This is a genomic window from Marinimicrobium hydrolyticum, assembly GCF_030848505.1.
Taxonomy (GTDB): domain Bacteria; phylum Pseudomonadota; class Gammaproteobacteria; order Pseudomonadales; family Cellvibrionaceae; genus JAVDDU01.
The window spans coordinates 452,427-474,399 of sequence record NZ_JAVDDU010000002.1 but is presented as its reverse complement, the minus strand read 5'-3'; the positions used below and the strand labels follow the sequence as shown (position 1 = coordinate 474,399).

20 protein-coding genes and 1 tRNA gene are annotated in these 21,973 nt (G+C 55.4%); 17 read left to right on the top strand and 4 right to left on the bottom strand.

Annotated features, from left to right (window positions below; translation table 11 throughout):
• The first annotated feature begins 169 nt into the window (after positions 1-169).
• From RBH33_RS05275 to RBH33_RS05245, 7 genes are all read left to right on the top strand, one after another.
• Complete coding sequence (locus tag RBH33_RS05275) at positions 170-1,012, top strand: LytTR family DNA-binding domain-containing protein (RefSeq protein ID WP_306731096.1); 843 nt, start codon at positions 170-172, stop codon at positions 1,010-1,012.
• A 110-nt stretch (positions 1,013-1,122) separates the two neighbouring features.
• Entirely contained in the window at positions 1,123-1,593 is a 471-nt protein-coding gene (locus RBH33_RS05270) for a hypothetical protein (RefSeq protein ID WP_306731095.1), read from the top strand.
• A complete protein-coding gene (locus tag RBH33_RS05265) occupies positions 1,594-1,818 on the top strand; it encodes a helix-turn-helix transcriptional regulator (RefSeq protein WP_306731094.1) in 225 nt (74 codons plus the stop codon).
• A gap of 199 nt (positions 1,819-2,017) precedes the next feature.
• A complete protein-coding gene (locus RBH33_RS05260; RefSeq protein WP_306731092.1) occupies positions 2,018-2,764 on the top strand; it encodes a LytR/AlgR family response regulator transcription factor in 747 nt (248 codons plus the stop codon).
• Between the two features lie 150 nt (positions 2,765-2,914).
• Complete coding sequence (locus RBH33_RS05255) at positions 2,915-3,517, top strand: cytochrome b (RefSeq protein WP_306731091.1); 603 nt, start codon at positions 2,915-2,917, stop codon at positions 3,515-3,517.
• 110 nt (positions 3,518-3,627) lie between these two features.
• Positions 3,628-5,286 carry a L,D-transpeptidase family protein gene (locus RBH33_RS05250; protein WP_306731090.1) on the top strand — a complete coding sequence of 553 codons (1,659 nt, stop codon included), beginning with the start codon at positions 3,628-3,630 and terminating at the stop codon, positions 5,284-5,286.
• A gap of 30 nt (positions 5,287-5,316) precedes the next feature.
• On the top strand, positions 5,317-6,273 hold the full coding sequence (locus RBH33_RS05245; RefSeq protein WP_306731089.1) for a D-Ala-D-Ala carboxypeptidase family metallohydrolase: 957 nt from the start codon (positions 5,317-5,319) through the stop codon (positions 6,271-6,273).
• 274 nt (positions 6,274-6,547) lie between these two features.
• Here the strand turns inward: RBH33_RS05245 and RBH33_RS05240 are convergent, their stop codons facing one another.
• Complete coding sequence (locus RBH33_RS05240) at positions 6,548-8,248, bottom strand: ABC transporter permease (protein WP_306731088.1); 1,701 nt, start codon at positions 8,246-8,248, stop codon at positions 6,548-6,550.
• A gap of 21 nt (positions 8,249-8,269) precedes the next feature.
• Positions 8,270-9,304, bottom strand: a complete 1,035-nt coding sequence (locus tag RBH33_RS05235; RefSeq protein ID WP_306731087.1) for an extracellular solute-binding protein — start codon at positions 9,302-9,304, stop codon at positions 8,270-8,272.
• A gap of 155 nt (positions 9,305-9,459) precedes the next feature.
• On the opposite strand from RBH33_RS05235, the gene RBH33_RS05230 reads away from it, so the two are divergent.
• From RBH33_RS05230 to RBH33_RS05195, 8 genes are all read left to right on the top strand, one after another.
• Positions 9,460-11,664: an AsmA family protein gene (locus RBH33_RS05230; RefSeq protein WP_306731086.1), complete on the top strand. Its 2,205-nt coding sequence runs from the start codon at positions 9,460-9,462 to the stop codon at positions 11,662-11,664.
• Positions 11,665-11,777: 113 nt separating this feature from the next.
• Positions 11,778-12,839 carry an A/G-specific adenine glycosylase gene (gene mutY, locus RBH33_RS05225; protein WP_306731085.1) on the top strand — a complete coding sequence of 354 codons (1,062 nt, stop codon included), beginning with the start codon at positions 11,778-11,780 and terminating at the stop codon, positions 12,837-12,839.
• Positions 12,840-12,926: 87 nt separating this feature from the next.
• Positions 12,927-13,199, top strand: a complete 273-nt coding sequence (locus RBH33_RS05220) for an oxidative damage protection protein (RefSeq protein ID WP_306731084.1) — start codon at positions 12,927-12,929, stop codon at positions 13,197-13,199.
• 92 nt (positions 13,200-13,291) lie between these two features.
• A tRNA-Phe gene (locus tag RBH33_RS05215) sits at positions 13,292-13,367 on the top strand.
• Between the two features lie 196 nt (positions 13,368-13,563).
• Entirely contained in the window at positions 13,564-14,811 is a 1,248-nt protein-coding gene (locus tag RBH33_RS05210; protein WP_306731083.1) for a tyrosine-type recombinase/integrase, read from the top strand.
• Positions 14,812-15,112: 301 nt separating this feature from the next.
• Positions 15,113-15,952: a hypothetical protein gene (locus RBH33_RS05205; RefSeq protein ID WP_306731082.1), complete on the top strand. Its 840-nt coding sequence runs from the start codon at positions 15,113-15,115 to the stop codon at positions 15,950-15,952.
• A gap of 345 nt (positions 15,953-16,297) precedes the next feature.
• Positions 16,298-16,597 (top strand): hypothetical protein, encoded by a 300-nt coding sequence (locus tag RBH33_RS05200; protein WP_306731081.1) that lies wholly within the window; start codon positions 16,298-16,300, stop codon positions 16,595-16,597.
• A 438-nt stretch (positions 16,598-17,035) separates the two neighbouring features.
• Entirely contained in the window at positions 17,036-19,948 is a 2,913-nt protein-coding gene (locus tag RBH33_RS05195; protein WP_306731080.1) for a DUF927 domain-containing protein, read from the top strand.
• A gap of 24 nt (positions 19,949-19,972) precedes the next feature.
• On the opposite strand, the gene RBH33_RS05190 is transcribed toward RBH33_RS05195, so the two are convergent.
• Both RBH33_RS05190 and RBH33_RS05185 read right to left on the bottom strand, forming a co-directional pair.
• On the bottom strand, positions 19,973-20,305 hold the full coding sequence (locus RBH33_RS05190) for a hypothetical protein (protein ID WP_306731079.1): 333 nt from the start codon (positions 20,303-20,305) through the stop codon (positions 19,973-19,975).
• A gap of 61 nt (positions 20,306-20,366) precedes the next feature.
• On the bottom strand, positions 20,367-20,690 hold the full coding sequence (locus RBH33_RS05185; RefSeq protein ID WP_306731078.1) for a hypothetical protein: 324 nt from the start codon (positions 20,688-20,690) through the stop codon (positions 20,367-20,369).
• A gap of 297 nt (positions 20,691-20,987) precedes the next feature.
• Here RBH33_RS05185 and RBH33_RS05180 point away from each other — a divergent pair, with 297 nt between their 5' ends.
• Both RBH33_RS05180 and RBH33_RS05175 read left to right on the top strand, forming a co-directional pair.
• Positions 20,988-21,140: a hypothetical protein gene (locus RBH33_RS05180; RefSeq protein WP_306731077.1), complete on the top strand. Its 153-nt coding sequence runs from the start codon at positions 20,988-20,990 to the stop codon at positions 21,138-21,140.
• 9 nt (positions 21,141-21,149) lie between these two features.
• Complete coding sequence (locus RBH33_RS05175; protein WP_306731076.1) at positions 21,150-21,776, top strand: hypothetical protein; 627 nt, start codon at positions 21,150-21,152, stop codon at positions 21,774-21,776.
• Positions 21,777-21,973: the final 197 nt, after the last annotated feature.

The window sequence follows — 21,973 nt, the reverse complement described above, 5'->3', positions numbered from 1 at the left end:
TGTCTACTTCTCCTAGCAACCCCAACAGTTAAGCCCAAAGCATCACCGCAAACGGCTCCTGCGAGAAGCGCCTTGTGACCAACTGCAGCTGCTGGGGGCCAAGCGGTGGAAGTGAGTGACGAGTTGTCCTCACCTTGTTGCTATAATCGCCGCCCAAGGGGAGTGGCAAATGAAACGGGAAAACTGGTTGGCGTATAGGCGCTGGTGGGAAGGCAGCTTTTGGGTGGTTTTTTTAGCCGCGCAAGCCGCAGCTAACAGTATTGTTAGCACCTTAGACATTGCCCGTAATGGCTTAGGGTTTGAAGTTTGGGAACCCTGGGTATGGGAGCTTTCCAGCGCTTTTATGCTGCTCCTTCTCATTCCGTTCATTCTTGCCGTGGACCGAAGGTTTCCACTGCAGCGTCCGTATCTGCGCCGTCATGCCTTGGTGCATTTGGGGTTCACGGTACCTTTTTCGGTATTGCATGTGGTGGGCATGGTGGCGTTGCGGGAGTGGGCCTATGCGTTACTGGGCAGCGACTATGATTTTGGTCATTGGCCTCTGGAGATGCTCTATGAGTATCTGAAAGACGTACGCACCTATGCCACTATTCTCGCATTTATATACCTTTACCGTTTTGTGCTTCGTCGCTGGCAGGGCGAAGCCCAATTTCTAGCTCAAGGGGTCGAGGAGGCACCGGCGGAGGCGGTCACCGACCGTTTCCTGGTGAAGAAACTGGGTCGAGAGTTCTTGGTGAAAGTTGCCGATATCGATTGGGCTGAATCTGCCGGTAACTATGTAACGCTGCATGTGGGTGATCGGCTTTATCCGCTAAGGGAAACCATGGCTAACCTTGAAAAGGCGCTTTCAACGCAGGGATTTGCTCGGGTGCACCGCAGCGCCATTCTCAACCTTGACCGAATTCAAGAAATCGAAACCCTGGAAAGTGGCGATGCGCGCGCTTGTTTAAACGATGGCACCCAGGTGCCCGTCAGTCGGCGCTATAGGCAGCAGCTAAAGCAGCAACTGTAGTTGGCGCGCACGCCGGAGCTGGGGGACTGGCTTTACTCAACGTAAAAAAAACTATACATGGGGTAATAAATAGATTACATTTCTCCTTGTTCAACTATGAGGAGAGAAATGTGAATATTCAAATTTCCGCAACGCGCCGAGAGGCGTTGATTTGGGGCACCTTGGCGGTCGATGTGCTCGTCGCTTTGTACTATTTCGGGAGCATCGCCGCTCAGGGGCTGGGTGGTGAGCTGAGTGAACCAGCCTTAGTCGGCTTGGTAGTGCGGACGGTGGTATTGGCGATAGTGGCCTCGGTGGTGATATTCGGCGCGATTCACGCGCTTACTCGAGCGGAGCCCATGGACGAGCGCGACTACCGCTTTCAGGCTCGCGCCAATACGGTCGGCTACTATGTGTTGGCGGTGGGCGTCGTCGCTGTCATCGGCCACATCATTATGCATTCAGTGGCGGGAAATATCGGTGCTCCAACAATTTTCCGTACTTCCCCTGCCACAGTTGTCCATCTGCTCATTGTGGTTCTGGTCGCTTCTTCCGTGTTGCGTGCTGCCGTGCAGCTGTTTCACTACCGAAGAGGGGGTTAGATGCCGAAGCTAAACATCAGCAACTCAATTCGCCGACTCCGTTTCGAGCACGGCGAAATGACTCAGGCAGCCTTGGCGGAGTCCGTGGGAGTAACACGGCAAACCATCTTGGCATTGGAGGCGAATCGGTATTCACCCTCTTTGGAGCTGGCTTTTCGTATTGCGCGTGTTTTCGATAAGCCGTTGGAAGAGGTTTTTTATTACGAGGGCGAGCCCGATAACTGAGGAAAGAGCTAAGCGTATTAGCTTTTACACGCATGCCGCGGTAAGTGGAATCCATTCAGTTGCCTCTACAGTACCCGCCATGCATACTCCGTAAAAACCGCTACGGCCGCACTGAACTCATATGAAACAATCTGCTGGAAATCTTTGGGCGCTTCACCCTCTGGACTTGAAGGGGTCCTTGTTTGGTTGGGGCGGTTACATGAGCTATCTCGCCATCTACTGCCTGGCCTATACCGCTTGGGTCGAAGCGGCGCCGATCGATATCGTTGATGCGATAATCTGGGTTATCCGTGAATGGGGCCTATGGTTACTGTTGACTCCGGTGCTATCCACCGCTTTGCGCGCCCATCACCAGAAGCCTTCGTTGTCTTGGTCTGCGCATGCCCAGTTTTATGGTGTGGGGGCGATGCTTGCTGTCGCACTCACTTTGGGTTCCCGAGTAACACTGGATGTTCTGGAAGGGGCTGAAGCCTTCACCAGCTTTATTTATTTCCTGCCGCGTCACCTGACAGCGTTCGCCATAGTCGTGCTGGTGTGGCAGGTCATTTATCGTCCTCATCCAGCGCGCCAGCGCAAAGCGGCGGTCGCTCCCCAGCCGGCGGCACTATGCCACAGCTTGTTGGTCTTTCAGGGTAAGCGGGAGTGCCTGGTCAAAGTCGAAAGCATTGACGCCTTAAGTGCGGCCGGTAACTATGTCGATATCTTCTGTGGCCAGGAGCAGTATCTTGTGCGCTCATCCCTTAAGCAACTGCAACAGCGCTTGCCGGCGGATAGCTTTGTTCAGGTACACCGCTCTCACCTCGTAAACATAGGCGCTATCGAGCAGATTGTGGTTCAGCCGGCTGGAAACGGGACGGTCGTGTTGCGCAGTGATCAACAGATCCCCATGAGTAAAGGCTACCGCGCCCAGTTAAAACGATTGTCGATGGTCCAGCAGTCGGGCTGAGTGGTATGCCTGGCTGACACTGTGCGGAGGGACGCTTGCCCCTCTATTCGGACATTGGTACCAAATCTGTGGTGCTAAGGTCTCCTCTCTGTTTTTCTGATGCTTGAGTTCATTCTGGACTCGTTGTCATCGGTAAAGCGGAGATTTTTGATGAATACCAACAACCGGCTTGATGCCACCACTCGACTATTTCACTGGCTGACGGCCATCCTCATTTTTGGCATGCTGGCGAGCGGCGCCTACATGGCGACGGCTGAGGTGTGGGCGTTATACCCCATCCATAAATCCATAGGCGTGTTGATCTTTCCGTTTATTCTCGTGCGTGTCGTCCGGCGCCTTTGGCTGGGGTGGCCGGAACCCGCGCACAGTTACCCCATGTGGGAACGAAGGCTTGCGCACGCAACGCACTGGGTTCTGCTTGTGGGATTACTCGCCCTACCGGTTACCGGCATGCTTTACTCCGGCGCCAGCGGTCACGGGTTTGGAATCTTTGGTTTTGTCCTTGTGCCAACCAATTATGATCCCACTCAGGCAGGGCAGGTAATGGCTTACAGCGAAACCTGGTCCCGCATTGGGCACCTGGCTCATGAATGGTTGGGTTATATCTTGATGGGTGCTGTTGGCTTGCATATTGTGGGCGCGCTAAAGCATCACTACTTTGACAGAGACAGCACGCTACGGCGCATGTTGGGTCGACGAGGAGCTCTGGATGTACATACAGAGTGCGACCATTTGCGCAACACTGGGAGGTAAAGTAGAGTTTAGGTGTCCCGGGTGAGTCCAGATTAGTCCCGCTCAAGCGGTTGGAACCCGGGACCTAGCCACTATGTCAAACGGCCTTGTTGTGCCGGCGGAGCTTTTCAGTGCTAAAGCGTAGCTTCCTTGTAAGCCTAATCTTGTTGTTTCCCCTAGCGGCCCAAGCGTCGGAAGAGTTACGGGAGCAGTTGCGACACCGTTTGGAAGCGCTCTACCTCCCAGACGACGTCACCTCGGTAGATCAAGAGCTGTATGCCGTGGCTCCACTGCAATCACTGTATGAACGCCGAGCGTGGCAGCCTATTTGGTTTGATGAACACGCCCGGCCGAGTGCAGTGCAGGGCGAGTTGTTGGCGGTACTGGAGTTGGCCTACGAGCATGGGTTAAATCCCGATCATTACCATCGCCAACGCATTGTGGAGCTCATGGAGGCTCAAGCGGCTGACGATACCGCTCATATAGAGTTAGAGCTGTTGGCCTCCGACGCGTTGCTAACCTTGGGCCACCATTTGGCCAACGGGCGGATAGATCCCGTTACTATCGATCCAGGCTGGCTGATAGAGCGAGAGCCCGCCGCTTTGCGTACTCATTTGACTCAGATCCAGACCGACCAGGCAACAGAATTGCGAGTGGTTCTGGAATCTCTGGTGCCTGATTATCCCGCGTATCGAACCTTGCAGAAACGTTTAACCTTGCAAAGACAGATTGCTGATCAGGAAAGCTGGCCGCTGATCGGCTCCGGCCCCTTGATTCGACCGGGCGGGAGCGACGCGCGCCTACCGCAAATCCGCACTCGCCTGATAAGACTGCAGGACTTGAAGCCCGAAAGCGGTATGGAGTTGGATGAGTCTTCGGAGCATTACGATGCGGCCTTGCAGCGGGCGGTGGTACGTTTTCAGGACCGCCACGGGTTAAAGCCGGACGGCATTATAGGTCCGCGCACGATTGCGGCGCTCGATGTATCTCCCCAGGAACGAATCGAGCAGTTGCGAGCTAATCTGGAGCGGTGGCGTTGGTTGCCCAGTTCTCTGGGGGAGGAATACATCCTGGTCAACATCGCGGGTTTCGATATGCGGGTGGTGAGCCAGGGGGAAACCGTAATGGAGCAGCGCGTGGTCGTCGGCAGGCCCTACCGCCGCACGCCCGTGTTTACCGGACGAATGAGCTACCTGGTGTTAAACCCCTCCTGGGAAGTCCCCCATAAGCTGGCTGTTCAGGATCAACTCCCCAGAATTCGTTCCAGTTTGAACTATTTGGACGAAATGGGGTTTTCAGTGTTGCAGGGGTGGGGGCCCAGCGAGGTGCGGATAGACCCGGCGGAAGTCCAATGGTCCAAGCTATCCCCCAGAAATTTCCCCTACCGTTTACGGCAGTCCCCGGGCCCACAAAACGCTCTGGGACAGGTCAAATTTATGTTTCCCAACCGTCATAACGTATACCTCCATGATACGCCGGCGCGCGGGCTGTTTGCCGAAGATGATCGAGCGCTAAGCTCGGGCTGTATCCGGGTGGAAGACCCGCAGCGGTTAACGCTCTGGCTGCTGAGCGAACGGGCAAACCTGATGTCGCCGGAGCGCATCGGTCGGACCTTTGAAAGCGGCCAGGAAACAACGGTGCGACTGAACCGGCCATTGCCAGTGCACTTACTTTATTGGACGGCTTGGGTAGACGATCAGGGCCGTATTCAGTATCGAGGTGATGTGTATCAACGGGATCAAGCATTAATTAATGCGCTTAACTCCGAGCCTAAATCTTCGTCGTCCTGAGTACTTTTCTCCTTCGGAGTCCCTATTGAGATGAATCCCTTTCTCCGCTTTGGTTGCGGACTGTTGTTTCTGTTAGCCTGCCTAAATGTCCGCGCGGAGACCGGGTTTGATCCGGGAACCGTGGATTACCGCGTGACATTCAAGGGCAAGCAGGTTGGCTGGCGTGAGTTTGCTTTCTACGTTATGCCCGGGGAAGTGACCGAACTGAGCGTGCACCTTCCCTCCAGCCAGCTAGTGGCTCTGGAAGCGGGCGCTGGAGAGTTAAGAAAAATTTCAGAACACAGGTGGCAGTGGCGTGCTCCGTCGGAACCCGGCCGCGTTCAACTGGTGGTGCAGCCGGAAAATACGCCCCCCATGACCCTCCATGTATTGGTCATGGTAGCAGCGGAAAAAGTGCAAAGGGGCTATTTAAATGGGTACCGAATTGGCCGCCATCCCGACAAACTCTTCCAAAACAACCCAATCTACCGTCCGCCCTCGGGCTTTATTGAAGTGCATGAGGACATGGTCGATCTGCAGATCTCCCCACATTTCACCCTGGGTCAGTTTTTATGTAAGCAGCAGCCAGACCATTGGCCAAAATATCTGGTATTGCGAGAGTCGCTGGTCGCAAAACTTGAGGTCATTTTGGCAGAAGTGAATCGGCGCGGTATTCGAACCGATAGCTTTCACGTCATGAGTGGATACCGTACGCCCTGGTATAACCAAACCATTGGGAATAGTCAGTACTCTCGTCATGTGTGGGGTGGAGCGGCGGATATATTTGTCGACACCAACGGCGATGGCCGCATGGACGATCTAAACGGTGATGGCCGTATCGATATGCGCGATGCACAGCTTTTATTAGATATCGTGGAAGATATTCATAAGTTGCCGCAGTTTCAGCGATTTCATGGTGGCTTGGGGCTGTACGGGCCCCGCGCTCACCGAGGCCCCTTTGTGCACGTGGACGCGCGGGGGTTCGAGGCGCGTTGGACCATACCCTAGCAGGCTGTTGAAAAACTATCTCGGCTTTGGCTTCCTGCGTCGCCCTAACACCTACGTGTAGGTGTCCGCTTATTAACTCGGCGCATCCATGCGCCTCGGCCTACGGCCAGCGGAGCATTCCAATCCGCTCCCGGCGGATTGGTCGCCTGTTTTTGCCTTTTATGCCATGGATGGCATGTATTAGACAACGCAGGAGCTCGTTGTCGGCAGAGCTTGCCTCGAAAGCGTTTTTCAACAGCCTGCTAGAGTCCATCCACAGTTGTCCATCATCGGCTTACTGCTTCGTGACTTTTTCCAACGCCGCGCTGATGCCCGCCCGTGCCGTGAACCGCGTGCGGCGAATCATAAGCATGACTGGTGCGATGCTGAGCAGAACCAAAGTCAGCGCGGGCAGGGCGGCGCGTTGCCATTCGCCTTCGCCGGTGAGTTCGTACACGCGCACGGCCAGGGTGTCCCAGCCGAAGGGGCGCAGCATAAGGGTGGCGGGCAGTTCTTTCATGGTGTCCACCAGCACTAATAAGAAGGCGGTGAGAATGCCTGGCGTTAGCAAGGGCACGTAGATGCGCCAGAGCAAGCGCATTTGGCTGGCTCCTAAGCTTTGCGCGGCTTCCTGATAGCTGGGGCGAATGCGTTCCAGACCGGCTTGTACCGGACCAATGGCCACGGAAAAAAACCGAATGGCGTAGGCCAAGATTAACGCCACGAGGCTGCCTACCAACAGTTGCCGAGGCGTAAGGCCAAACAGTTGTTGCATGGGAATGAGCAACTGCCGGTCGATAAACGCAAAGGCGATCATGATGCCAACCGCCAAAACGGCTCCGGGTAAGGCGTAGCCCATACTCGCCAAGCGCACCGCACCGCCAATTTGATGCCGCCCCAATAAGCGCTGGCCATAGGCCACCAAAAGCGCCGCCAAGGTCGTGGCTAAAGCCGCAGCGCCACCGAGAATAAAAGTGTGTTGAATCAAAGACCAGAAGCGAGGCGTTATGGCTTCGCTCCCTTCGGCCACCGCCCAGAGAAACAGCTGAACAATGGGCACGGCAAAGGCCACCACAAATACCATTAAGCAGTAGCCGCTCGCCAACCAGGCCTGCCCGCCTTTAAGGCAATATCTCTGGTCATCCCGCTTGGGTTGATGGTGAAAGCGTCGGCCGCCTCGGCCTTTTTGTTCGGCGTACAGGGCCAGGGCGACGAACAAGAGTAGTAACGAGGCCAACTGTGCGGCAGCGGTCAGATTGTAAAAACCAAACCAGGCTTGATAGATGGCGGTAGTAAATGTGTCGTAATTAAACGCGGCAACACCACCAAAGTCCGCCAGAGTTTCCATCAGCGCCAGGGACACGCCCACGGCGATGGCCGGGCGCGCCATGGGCATAGCCACAGACCAAAAGCTGCGCCAGGGTCCTTGCCCCAGTAGGCGAGCGGCATCGGTCAGCCCTCGGCCCTGGGTGATAAAAGCGCTGCGGGCGAGCATATACACATAGGGATAGAGCACGCAGGTCATCACGAACACCACGCCCAAGGGGCCGCGCACGGGCAGAAACGGAGTGTCCGCACCGAACAGGCTGCGCCACAGGCTTTGTACCGGGCCAGCGTAATCCATGATGCCCAGGAACACGAAGGCGACCACATAGGTGGGAATGGCTAAGGGGAGCATCAGAGCCCAATCCAGCCAGCGCCGGCCGGGAAAGTCGCACACAGCGGTCAACCAAGCCAGGCTCACCCCCAGGCAGAGCGTCCAGAAGCCGACACCCAATACCAGTATCAGAGTGTTGCCCAGCAAACGCGCCAGTTGGGTCTCGATTAAGTGCTGCCACAGCTCCGTTTGCGGGTCGCTCCAGCTAAATACAATGACGCTGACCGGCAATAAAACCAACGCCACCATAAGGATCACGGGCAAGCGCCACAACCACGGTCCCCAGAGGGACCTTCGAGTGTGGTCTACCGATGACCAAGGGCGAGCGATGGAACTCAAACGATCTCCTTACGTACAGCGTTAACGATAGCGGGCTCGGTCCATCAACCTGATAGCATCACTCTGCAGGCGTCCAGCCACTTCCACGTTGACGTCATCGGCGCGAAAATCGCCCCAGGCGGCCACTTCTTCGGAAACATCGACGCGTGGGTTAGCGGGGTATTCCTGGTTGACCTCAGCAAACTGATACTGCGCTTGTTCGCCGGCCAGCCATTCCAGCAGGGCGCGAGCGCCGTCGGGGTTTTTGGCGTGGCGGGTAATGCCGCCACCGGAGACATTAATGTGCACGCCACGGCCGTCCTGATTGGGCCAGAAAAGTGCCAGGGGTATCTCGGGGTTGCTTCTTTGCAGACGACCAAAGTAGTAAGTGTTGACGATGGCCACGTCGCACTGGCCGGCCGCAATAGCCTCCATGGTAGCAGTGTCATTGGCAAAAGGATCGGTGGCCAAATTGCTTACCCAGCCGCGCACAATGTTTTCGGTTTCGTCTTCTCCAAGCGTGTTTATCATGGTGGCAACCAGCGATTGGTTGTACACTTTTTTCGACGTCCGCAGGCACAACCGACCCTCCCATTGCGGCTCCGCCAAGGCTTCATAAGTACTCAGCTCCGAGGGATCCACTCGGGCTGTGGAATAAACTAGGGTGCGCGCGCGAACGGACAGGCCGGTCCAATCGCCGTTGTCAGCGCGCCTATGAGCGGGGATGTGGGCCTCAATGATTTCGGAATCCAAAGGCTGGAATAAACCTTCCTGCGAAGCCTGCCAAAGGTTGCCCGCGTCCACTGTCAACAGAATGTCTGCCGGTGTATTGCCACCCTCGGCTTTCAAGCGCTGGATCAACGCACCGGCGTTGTCGGTGATGTAGCGGATCTCGATGCCGGTCTCTTCCGTGTATCGGTCGAACAGCGGGCTGATCAAATGTTCCGCCCGGGCAGAGTACACGGTGATGACGTCGTCTCGGGCGGATTTTTCGCCGCAGCCCAGGGTCATAAATGCGCCCACGGCGCAGGCAACGGAAAGGCCGAGGCGGCTGAAGAATCGGGATTGAGCGGGCATGAACTTTACACCTGCAAATGAGAATTGAACAAAGGATGATAAAGATTCTTATTTGCATAAGCAAACAATTTTACCTGGTGGGCCTTGGGCGGCGTATTCTTTGGTCGTACACTGGCCAACAGTGGTCAATGGCCCGCTAATTAAAGGAGAGTGGCGTGAGAACGGTAAGAATCTTATTTAAAGTGTTTGTCGCTTTGGTGCTGCTGTTGGTGGCGGCCGCCGTGGCTCTGGTATTTTTGTTTGATCCGAATATGTTCCGCCCGCACCTGGAGTCCGCAGCTCGGGATCAGGGCGTCGAGCTGCGCATTGAAGGCAACCTGGGTTGGCAGCTCTGGCCCGCACTGGGGGTGGAGGTCAATGGTATCCACGTGGCTGCCCTCGACGCGCCCGATGAGGCTATAGCTCTCGTGGATAGAGCCAGTTTACGTTTGGCCATTCGGCCTTTGTTCGCCGGCAACCTGGAGGTGCACCACTTGGTGGTGCAAGGCGCGGTGTTGGACTTACGCGTTGACGAACAGGGTACCGGCAATTGGGAAGCCTTGCTGCCCGACGAGCCCGAAGCCGAGCCGGTCGATGAGCGGAGAGACGAGCCGACCGAAGTGACCACAGAACCGGGCGAAGGGCTGCAATTGGCTGTGGAGCGAATCAGTTTGCGCGACTCGGCGCTTCGTTATCAAGATCAAAGCACCGGTCAGAGTATTGATCTGTCTGGCCTGAATCTGGAGATCAGTGCTTTTAATCTGCAGGGTAACCCCTTCGATCTGGATATGAGCTGGCGTATCGCCATCGAAGATCAGGAGCTGTTCGGCACTGAGCCGATGGATGTCGAGGGTACTCTGCGCAGCCGCTTTCAGTTGGCGCAGGACATGAACGAGTTCCGGCTCTCCGACGGGCGCCTGACTCTGGATCTGCACCGGGGCGGTTCTTCCGGTCAAATTGGCCTAACGTTCTCTCTCAACGCCCATGAGCTTTTAAGCGCGCCTACTTATCAGGGCGAGTTGCGCCTGGCATCGTTCAACCCGCGTGCCATGATGGCCGTGTTGGACTTGCCGGAGCTGGACATGGCATCGCCCCAGGCGCTGACGGGCGTTGCACTTAACGTTCGCTTTGCGGGTGATACCGAACAATTGGTGCTGAGCCCGCTCAGCATTCGCCTGGACGATACCCGCATTGAAGGTAGTGTGGCAGTAACGGATTTTTCCCGCGCGGCTTTGGAGGTGGCACTGAAAGGCGATCAAATCAATATTGATGATTACCTGCCGCCGCCCACCGAAGAGGAAGAAGTGGCCGAGCCTGAAGCCACCGGCGATGAGGAGCTGATCCCCCTTGATGTGATTCGCGACTTGGTAGCCGATATACGCGTGGAATTTCAGCAGCTGCGCATTGTGGATATGACCTTTACCGATTTGGATCTGCGCCTGCTCGCGGAGGACGGTTTGGTACAGCTAACCAGCCAGCTGCAAGCGTATCGAGGTTCCGTTAATCTCACCGCTGAGCTGGATGGCAGCGGCGAAACCGCTGTTATGGAGTTCAACAGTGTGCTGGAAGGGTTCCAACTGGCGCCGTTTTTAAGTGATATGGAGCTGGATGAAAACCTTCAGTTGAGCGGTGCCCTGAACGCATCTGCTTCTGGCACCACGCGCGGCGTGACCATGAATCAAATAATGGATGCCCTGGTGGCGCAAGCGGACTTTTCCGGCGCTCAGGTGCGTATGTCGCCCTTGAACGTCGAGGAGCAGTTTTGCCGCTTGGTAAATCTGGCCAACCGGCGTGATGCCGTCGAGCGTGATTGGCCGGACTATACCGAAATGCGCCCCCTGGCGGGGCGCGCCACCATGGCCGAGCAAGTGTTAAAACTGGAGTCTTTTGAAGCGGGTGTAAGCGAGCTGACCCTCGGCCTAGTCGGGCAGTTGAATCTAAAAGCCGAGAGCTACGACTTTACCTTACCTATGCGCCTGGGTGGCGAAAGGACTAGCGATCAGGGCTGCCGGGTACAGAGCAACTATTGGATCGATCGCAGCTTGTCCTTGTTGCGCTGTCGCGGTTCGTTGGTTGAAGTTAACCCGCTGCGCGACTGCGGTTTTGACAGCGCCGGCGTGCAGGGCTTGATTTCCGAATTCGCCACCTTCCAGTTGCAGGAGCGTTACGGCGAGAGGTTGGAAGAAGAAAAAGCGCGCGCCCGCCAGAGAGCGGATGAGGAGCAAGCTCGGGCAGAGAAAAAATTGGAAGAAGAAAAAGCCCGTGCGGAACAGCGCCTGGAAGAAGAAAAGCGCGAGCTTGAAGAGCGTGCCCGGGAGAAACTGGGCGGCGACGATGAGAAGAAAGTGGAAGAGCGCTTACGCGGTCTGCTGCGTCGCTAAACTTTTACTCCACCCGGCGAGCGTTGCTCGCCGGGTGCTAGCGCTTTGCTCCGGGTTGATTACTTTCGGTTATCGCACGCGTCAACAATTACACAACTCCGCAGTCCTCCATCATGAGTAACTCCAGTTTTTCAAACGGCGTTTTGCGCTGGTTCGATCAGCACGGCCGCAAACATTTGCCCTGGCAGCAAAACATCAATCCCTACCGCGTTTGGTTGTCTGAGATCATGCTTCAGCAGACTCAGGTCACCACGGTGATTCCCTACTTCGAGCGGTTTACTGAGCGCTTTCCTGACGTGCGCCGCCTGGCCGCCGCGCCCGTGGATGATGTACTGCACTTATGGACCGGCCTGGGCTACTACGCCCGCGCCCGCAACCTACACCAATGCGCCAAAGCCGTGGTGGAACATTATGACGGCGAGTTTCCCAGCTCGGTCGAAGCGCTGAGCGCTTTACCTGGCATTGGCCGTTCCACCGCGGGCGCTATTGTCAGTATCGCCTTTGGGCAGCGTGCCGCCATATTGGATGGCAACGTCAAACGCGTGCTGGCCCGCTATTACGCCGTGCCCGGTTGGCCGGGCAAGACGGCCGTGCTGAACGAACTCTGGACCTACGCCGAGCAACACACACCCAAAAAACGCTGTGCCGATTACACTCAGGCGATGATGGATTTGGGCGCGACCTTGTGTACCCGTAGTCGCCCAGCCTGTGACCTGTGCCCGTTGCATGATGGCTGTATTGCTAGGGCTCAAGGCGATGTGAGTGCTTACCCGGGCAAGAAGCCCAAGACCGAAAAGCCGGTGAAAGCAGTACAGTTTCTGATGCTGCGCAATCCCCACGGCGACATAATGCTAAACCAGCGTCCAGCCACTGGGATCTGGGGCGGCCTGTGGAGCTTCCCTGAACTTCCGTTGGACTCCTGCGCGCTCACGCACACTGAGCAGCACTACGGCCCAGTGGCCGAACAGGAAGTGTGGGACAGTTACCGGCATACATTCAGTCATTACCACCTGGACATCACCCCGGTGCTCGCGCAGCTGACCCGGGAGCCGGAGCAGGTCGCCGAAGGGCCTGCGTCCGTTTGGTGCTCGCCACGACAGCCGGGCAGCCTCGGGTTGGCCGCACCGGTCAAACGCCTACTGGCGAGCCTAGCGGATCTGGACCCGCGCCGCTAATTTTTGCTGTCTCCTGTGAGCGCTGGGAAAATACGTCCAGAGCCGCTACTCTAGTGCGCTATTCGATCATCGACCCCGAGGAACCCTATGTCACGCCTGGTTTTTTGCCGCAAACATCAACAGGAACTGGAAGGCTTGGAGCGGCCGCCCTTTCCCGGCCCCAAGGGCCAGGATATTTACGAACACGTATCCAAAAAAGCTTGGGAAGAATGGCTGGCTCACCAAACCATGCTCATCAACGAAAAACACTTGAACATGATGGATATGGGCGCCCGCACCTATTTGGGAGAGCAGATGACCAAGTTCCTCTCCGGCGAGGATTACGACCAGGCCGAAGGCTACGTACCGCCCAAAGACTAGCCCCAGCGCGGCCTGCAGGAATTTCCGCCCCGGTCTTGACTCCCAGGGCTTGAGCAGGTTTAATACGCGCCTCTTGCGCCCCAGGTGCAAAAGCCCAGATAGCTCAGTCGGTAGAGCAGTGGATTGAAAATCCTCGTGTCGGTGGTTCGATTCCGCCTCTGGGCACCACATTCCAAAACGATACAATCCTATATCGTCCTGAAGCCCGCGTAACAGCGGGCTTTTTCGTTTATACTTCGTCTAAATCAATCCTATGTAGCCCCTCCAAATCGGGGGTACTTGTGGGGTACTTTTGGGGGTACTTTCTAAAAGCGTCGCTCTGGCGCCCTGTTTGTACCCCCAGCCAGGCTGAGAGGTAGACACCATGCCGCTTGCAGACACTCGGGTTAAGAAGGCCAAACCGGCAGAGAAGGATTACAAGCTCTCTGACGAGAAGGGGCTTTACCTCTTGGTGAAGGCCAACGGGCGAAAGTATTGGCGCCTCAAGTACCGGCTAGGCGGCAAAGAAAAGCTTTTGGCTATCGGTGTCTACCCTGATGTGTCTTTAAAGGCAGCTCGGGACGCTCGGGACAAAGCTCGGGAAATGGTAGCTCAGGGCCTGGACCCTAATCAGGCAAAGAAAGAGCGCAAGGCCGCTACCTCTGCTGGCAACCTCTTTGAAGCCATAGCCCGCGAATGGTACGCCAACCAGTTCCCCACCTGGGCAGATGCCACAGCCAAGAAACGCTTGGCGTTGCTCGAAAATGATTTATTCCCTTGGTTGGGTGCACGCTCTGTTAGTGATATCACGTCCTTGGATCTGCTGACCTGCCTTCGCCGTATCGAAGCGAGAGGTGCTAACGACACCGCCCACAATGCCCGTCAGGTGTTTAACCAAATATTCCGCTATGCCCGCATTACCCAGCGCACCACCAATGAACCAGAGCGAGACTTGCAGGGCGCTCTGGCTCCCAAGGGGGTGAAGCATAGGCCGGCCATTACCGATCCGGAAAAGTTCGCTCGGCTACTTCTCGCTATAGATAACTATCGCGGTAGCTTAGTGGTGCGTTCCCTGCTGGCGCTTTGTCCCCTGCTGTTCCAGCGCCCTGGTGAAATGATCGCTATGGAGTGGGAGCAACTCGACCTAGAGGCAGGGGAATGGCGATACACACCCCCAAAAACTATTCATAAAGTGAAGTGCCCCGATGGCATCCCCCATATAGTGCCGCTGAGCACTCAAGCCGTGGCTATCCTGACGGACCTTTATCCGTTGTCCGGTCATGGCCGCTTTGTGTTCCCCAGCCAGAGGCGCGAGGGCGGACACGCCAGCGCTGGCACTATCAACAAGGCATTGCAAAACATGGGGTATGACACGGCAGTCGAGCACTGCGCGCATGGCTTCAGATCCAGCGCCCGAACCATGCTTGATGAAGTGCTGGGCTTGCGAGTGGAGTTGATAGAACACCAGTTGGCACACGCTGTTAGGGATGCCCTAGGCCGTGCTTACAATCGCACCAGCCACTTGCCGCAGCGGCGGGAAATGATGCAGCAATGGGCCGATTATTTGGACGTGTTAAAGCTTCAAGCGCAATCGCCAAAGGTGGTAACTGGTACGTTTCGCAAAGCCAAATGAGGGGCCGCTCAGCGGCGCTTGTCCGCCATCGGACAGGTGCATTTTTGAGTGTGGCGTCCAGGTTCACAGTTTGGCGGTGGGAACACTGGGAATACTGGGAAGAGGAATAAAAAGTCCCTTATATTCAGATGGTTACAGATCCGGAAACTGTTCCCAGTAGCGGTTGGGCTACTGGGAACACTGGGAATGCTGAGCGGCTTCCCTGGGGCGATAAATTGAGAATAATGAGACGCATTATTAACGAATCGCCCCTTGATGTAACTGCTTTCAAATCACTAACAGAAGCTGGGAATCTAGAATTGTGTTCAGCAATATCAATGAGTTCGCCACACTGAGCGGCCTGGAAAAAGATCCCGTTATCATCCTTGAGCCAGAAGGTATTGAGGTTCAGGCTAGAGAAGCATGGGATTGGATTCGCAATTCTGAAGAGTGGGAGGAGGTGTGTTCGTCTCTCAGTGAGATAGGTTTGGGAAACGATTTTCGTTCATTTCTGAAATATTGGGAGGTGCCTGCTTCGGAAGGCACTACAAGGATACTTGGGGAGGCGGTTCGAAGCGCCGCTTTAGCAATAAGTGGCCCTGATTTATTTGGTCCCTACCTTCACTTCTTTAAGTCTAAGCTCGTTGCGGCCCGGTTAAATGGTGACTTTGCTTGGCTTGAGGGTCACTTGAGGATTGTCGAGGAGCTGCTAAATTCACGGCTTGAAAGAACCTGTTTGGATGAATACTACATGCAGAAGCTCCCCCCAGATTTTATTTTAGGGGTGCTTGTGGGCCAGCTTCAGTTGGTGATAGATGAAAAGGGCAAGGAGAGCAGTTCATATAGACCACTGGCAATTCTGACAGAATTCGCCAAGCACGGAATAAAGCAATCGGTTTCGCGTGAACGGGGCAGACAGCGGCATAAATGGGCAGAGGGGCTGCGGTCTTGGCTGGAAGGCAAAGTTTGGACAGAGTGCATCGGAGCGGACGGAAAACTAAAACGATCTATTCGTGAAACCGCCTCGAGAATAAAAATTGAAGCTATGGAGTACAGGAAAGCCAACTACGAAAGCGTATGGCCGACAGAGCAGGCCGCTTTTGAATGGCTACAAAAGGCAATAAGCAAAATAATAAAAAGTGAGCGGCAAGATACGCTCTAGCTGCTAAAGCATACCCCAGCAGCTAAGCATCTATTTTCACCTGTGTCCTATACGGCACGATGATGACCATCTAAACACAGCCCTAAGGAGGCGTCAGATGGTCGCACACTCCCAGTCCGAAAGTCGAACAAGTGAAATTGGCTTTTATCGTGTCCCCCAAATTACCCAGCTGTTGAGTATTTCCCCCAGTACCTGGTGGCTCCGGGTGCAGAAAGGCCGTGCACCAAGGGGCCACAAGCTGTCCCCCGGCGTCACAGTTTGGAAACGCTCCGATATTCACGCATTTATTGAACAGCTCGCGTCCGAATCGGAAGGCGAAGACACTCCCACACCGCCGGGGGCCGCATGATGACTACTCGCCAATATGCCTTTTACTCAGATCGAGAAATTGTAGCGCTTTGCCAGCCGGTAACGTTGGGCGAGCTGCTTGCGCGTGGTGTTGACTCTAATGATCTGATTTACCGGGAGTTCGAAGAAGCCCACAAAAGCCACGCTGGTGCGCTGGTGCTGGAATGGCCTGATGGTGTGCTGGTGTGTGTTGTTGCCGCTGATCCGGTGGAGTTTGAGCAACTGGCGCCGGGGCACAAGATCGGTGCCTATCACCAGCGGGCAACCAACAAAGAGCTTTTCTATTGCCTCGATTAATGGGGGTGCCATGCAAAAGGCTTTTGATTTTGGGGCGCCCCCACCAGTAACCAGCAGCCAGCGAAAGCGGCCGCTCCTGGTGTCGGAATTGGCCGGCCTGTCACAAGCCGGAGTTGCTTTGAATTCATCGGCGCACTGGCTATCGAAGCAGTTGCTTTCCTGGATCCAGCGAGAGGGCGGCTTTGCAGTGCTGGCGCTTTGGCATGACGGCAACTGGTGCTGGCTCTACGACTACAGGCGCCCATACCGTTCTGTTCCCCCTGGCTTGGCCGAGGCTGCTTATTACGGGAGCCTTGAAAACAAGCACTTTTTCCCGATGGAAGGGCGCCCAGAAGCAGGGCCTCAATCACCCCCATAGCGTTCTGTTGCTGTGTTGCCGCGCGCTGTATGTAGTGCCTCTAGGGGCCGGGGTGAAGGTGAAAAATAAAGAGAGAAACTATGGCTAAATTAGATTTTGAATTGGTCAAGAGCGCCGCTCTGGATCGAGCCGAGGAAGTATGCAGTAGCTGGGCACCGAACGGAAAACGGCAGGGGCCGGAATGGGTAGCGCTAAATCCTACTCGCTCCGACAACAGCGCTCGAAGCTTCAGCGTTAACTTGGCAACCGGCCTTTGGTCTGACTTCGCCACCGACGATACAGGCGGGGATTTGATATCCCTGGTGGCCTATATCGACAGAGTGAGCCAAGGGGAGGCTTGCAAAAAACTGGCGAGCTTCTTAGGTGTTCAGCCAGGCACAGAGCAGCCCACACCCCCAGCTAAATCCAAGCCACAAAAGCCCGCCTTTGAGCCCTACTATCCTCCCCCTCCCGATGCTGCCAAGTCATGCCCCAAGCGGCATTACAAGCTAGGGGAGGCAAGCACCTATTGGGATTATCTGAGCGAGTCCGGCGCTCTGCTTATGCGCGTGGCCCGCTTTGATCGAACCCGCACCAATGGTGAGCGGGCGAAGGAATACCGGCCTTGTAACTATGGCCGCAACAAGGGCTATACAAAATGGCACTGGCTCCAGCTACCGGATAACCGCCCGCTATACGGCCTAGAAACCTTAGGCAGCTTCAAGGCAGATGTTCCGGTTTTGCTTACTGAAGGCGAGAAGGCGGCAGACGCCGCGCGCCTCTTGTTTCCTCACCATCCTTGCTTAACGTGGAGCGGGGGCAGTAAGGCCATAGGGAAAACGGACTTTAAGCCGTTGGCTGGTCGCGCGGTGTGGTACTGGCCCGACAATGACGAGGCAGGGGAGAAGAGCGTAAGCGCGATTAGGGGCGCTCTTGAAGCGGTTGGAGTGGGTGCACTGCATGTGTTAGACCTAGGAATTTTCAAGCGGTGTGTACCAGATAGCAGCGGCAAACCAAAGGAAAGCGCCGATGCTCGCTGGCCCGAAAAGGCGGATGCTGCCGACGCGGTAGAGTTTGGCTGGAAAGCTGAGCACTTCAGCGCCTTGGCGGCGTCTGGTTCACTACTGAAGGGCGCCGACGTTCCCGCCAGCGAGAACGCAAGCGCCCCCACTGATACTGAAGCCCAAAGCAACCAACCCGCCTTTGGCTACCGGGTCAATGATGGCGGGGTCTACTGGTTCGACCCGAAAGCCGAAAAGCAGCGCCGCATCTGTGCCCGCCTTGATGTGCTGGCGCGCTCCAGGGATGGAAACGGTAGTGGGCGCAACTGGGGCTTACTGGTGCGCTTCTCTGATTTCGACGGAGTCGAGAAACAATGGAATATTCCCATGCGCTTATTTGCCACTGAAGGTGGTGCCGATGTAGTGCGCGGCTTGTTTGACAGGGGGCTTGATATCGACAGCCATAGAGAGGCCAGGCGCAAGGTGCTGGATTACCTGCAAGGAACCGAGCCAACCGAGCGGGTGGCACTGGCTTATAAAATGGGATGGCATAGAGGCGCTTTTGTGTTGCCTGAGCGCACCTTGGGGGAGACGAGAGAACCTGTGCTCTACTACTCGGAAGGCGAGCCATTGTGCAAGCTCACAGAGCGCGGAACGCTGGAAGGCTGGCAAGAGAACGTATCCCGGTACTGTGCTGGCAACCCTCTGGCTGTGTTTGCCGTATCGGCGGCTTTGTCTTCGCCAATGGTGGAACTGCTGGGCTATGAAACCATGGGCTATCACTTCTTTGGCGATTCTAGCTGGGGCAAGTCTACGCTGCTCAATATTGCCTGTTCCCTTTACGGCAAGCCCGATGATTACAAATGCACCTGGCGCTCAACAGATAATGCTTTGGAGGCTCAAGCGGCGGCGCACTCTGATTTGTTGTTGGCGCTGGATGAAATTAACCAGGTAGACCCGCGCATTATCGGCGATGTAGTTTACATGCTGGGCAATGGCCAGGGTAAGCACCGCGCCAATGATCGAGGGCAAGGGGGCGGCAACCAGCACCGCTGGCGCTTGACGTTCTTGTCCAATGGTGAAAAAACACTGGAGCAATACTTGGCTGAAAGTGGGAAGGCTCAGACCGGCGGAATGGAAATGCGCTTTATTGGCCTGCGCTCCACGTTCCAAGAGTCGGAAGAGGGCCGCAAAAAATACGGGATCTTTAACGAGGTGCACGGCTTCAGTGGGGGTGCTGAGTTATCCGAATACTTGCGGGACGCCATGGCCGAAAATCACGGCACAGCATTTCCGGCTTTCCTAGAGGCGCTGTTAAAGAATGTTGCTGGAGACAAACGGGCGAATTTCGCTGAAAAGCTATTGGGAAAAATCGGAGAATTTAAAAGAGCGCACCTTAGTGGCAATGCGGGGGGCCAGGTAACGCGAGCGGCTTCTAAGTTCGCCTTGGTGGGTTGGGCCGGCGAGTTGGCCACTAAATGGGGGGTAACGGGTTGGCCTCCAGGTGAGGCGCTTAGAGCGGCTGACGCTTGCTTCAAGTCCTGGCTGGAAACACGCGGCGGGGAGGGTAACCTAGAAGATCGGCAGATGTTGGATCATGTGCGCCAGCAACTGAGCAAGTACAGTGAATCGCGCTTTAAGCGTTGGGATGCGGACCACGACAGCAAGAACGCCGTGGTGGATTCACACCAGCCAATCACGGCGGAAGCCTGGGGCTATCGTCGCGAAGAAGTGGACCCGGACGCGCTGGAAGGGGATAGCTCAGACGTGGTGTTCTATGTGTTTACGCAAGCGTTTCAGCGGGATATATGCAAGGGCTGGGACGCGAATCGAATTGCCCGCCTCTTGCGAGATATAGACGCCTTGGAGTTGCGCGATAGCGAGCGTCGGGAAGGCCGCTTGGCGACCAAAGAACGCTTGCCACGGATGGGAAAAAAACCAGTACAAGTGTATAAGATCCGTATGTCGGCATTGTATGGGAGCGAGAGCAGAGAGCAGGCGGAGGCGGCTTAGCGGCCCCGCCTGGATACCACTGCCTTAGCTGGCTTCGCTGCTTGGGAAGCTGACTTTAGGCTGCTGCAATACGTCCAGCAATGGAAGTGAATTGTTAATTGGTGCGGTGGTTAAATCCTCTAGCAGTTCGAGCAGGGACAATTGCTTATTTGCCGCGTCCCTCACCAGTTGCTTAAGCTGCGTTGCATAGAACGGAGTCAGGTTGCCGATACTCCCATCCCATCCTTCACTCCCTTCTAGTAGTGTTGCCGTATCCGCAATGAATGTAGCCGTTTGCATGATCTCGCTGACAATCACGCTGAATCGATCCAGGTCCTTCATTGAAATTAGTGTTTCTTGCTGAGCGCTATGGTTCATTGTTCATCCCTCTTGTAGTTAAATGACCGGCAGGAGACCGAGTATTTAAGGTGGTTTTTTGCTAGCTCTTAGGTTGCGCGCCAGCGAGTCTTTCGGAGTGGGGGAAGTTATCGGAAGGCCGCTGTAGAACGTCCAGCAAATTTACCCCGCTGTTCATTGGTTCTGCTGTTAAGTCCTCCAGGCTTTCAAGCAGCGATTGTTGTTTCTTGGCTGCATCCTGGACCAGCTGGGTCAGCTGCTGGGTGAAGTAAGGGCTGGGTCGCTTCTCCCAATGCTCCCAAGCCCCCCTGTTTTCTAGCATAATCGCCGCGTCTTCAATGAAGCCAGCCGTTTGCAAAAGCTCCATTGCAAGCATGCTGAATCTTTCGAAGTCTGTTATTGCCACTGGGGCTCGGTTTGTCTTAGTCATGCTGATAATCCTTAGTTCTAATGGGAAGAGCTGGGGAGGGCGGTGGCCCGTAGTGTTCCACATTAGAACAAAAGAGTTCCTTTATCAATCTATTTTAGATGAAAATATATCTATTTTAGTATTGTTGTGTAATATATAAGATTGATTCTGTTCCAATTTATAACAAAGGGTTGGGCAATGGTAGACCTAGTAAGTGGCGCTCAAATACGGGCTGCGCGGGGTGCGTTGAAGTGGAGCATAGCTGAGCTTGAGCGGCGATCCGGCGTAAGTTCAATGACGCTTAAACGAATGGAAGGGGTTGACGGTGTGCCCAGTGCGCGGATTGAAAATATACAGGCGGTGCACAATGCCTTTGTGACTAGTGGCAAGGTGCGCTTTGAAGGGGAGGACGGACTTTACTTCCTCATGACTACTACTGAACGCTAAGAGGGCGTTATGTCCACACATGACAAAGAAGACGGCATGAGTAACCCAGGTGGCCGTTCCTGGCGGATGATTGGGGTATTGGCTGGCGCCGCGCTCGTGGGGGTGTTGGGGTTTTATTGGTTCTCGTTCCGCAATCATCCTCGCAGCTCCAACCCAGAAATGTGGGCCGCTTTTGGGGACTATATGGGAGGTGTGCTTGGCCCGGTGCTTGGATTGCTGACAATTATTCTTTTGGTCCAGACGCTGAGACAAACTGATGCGTCGCTGGCTCAATCCCGCGAAGCGCTCAAACAATCGAGGGAAGAGCTGGAGTTGACAAGGGCAGAGCTTCTAAAAGGTCAACAAATACAGAGGATGACCGAGGAGGCATTGTCGAAACAGATTGTGCTGGCACAGCGACGGAACGACTTTGACTCTGCAACTACGCTGATTCGATATTATCAGGAACGGATACCCGAGCTGAATGAAAGAATAGAACAAGGGCGGATGGGCCGTCCCTATGGTGCTGGTTTGTCCGATGTGGATCTCAAGGATCGGGTCAAAGAAAGGAACAAAATGCTAGAAGATCGCCGAGACCTCTTGACTATTATCCAAAAAGAGAGCGCTCGTCTAGTGAAAACATATTGCGATCAGTGAGTTTTTGCTTTGAGTTGTTCCCAGTGTTCCCAGTGCCCCAGGGACTACTGGGAACAGTTGGCCCCGCTCTAAGCTGTTGAATTAAAAGAAATTAATTCCCCCGTTCCCACTGTTCCCAGTGTTCCCACCCATAACCGGGAACGCTGGACTCTCCCCCCGCTCCCCTAGTTGTGGTCGAGTCCGCGCGAAGGCAGGCG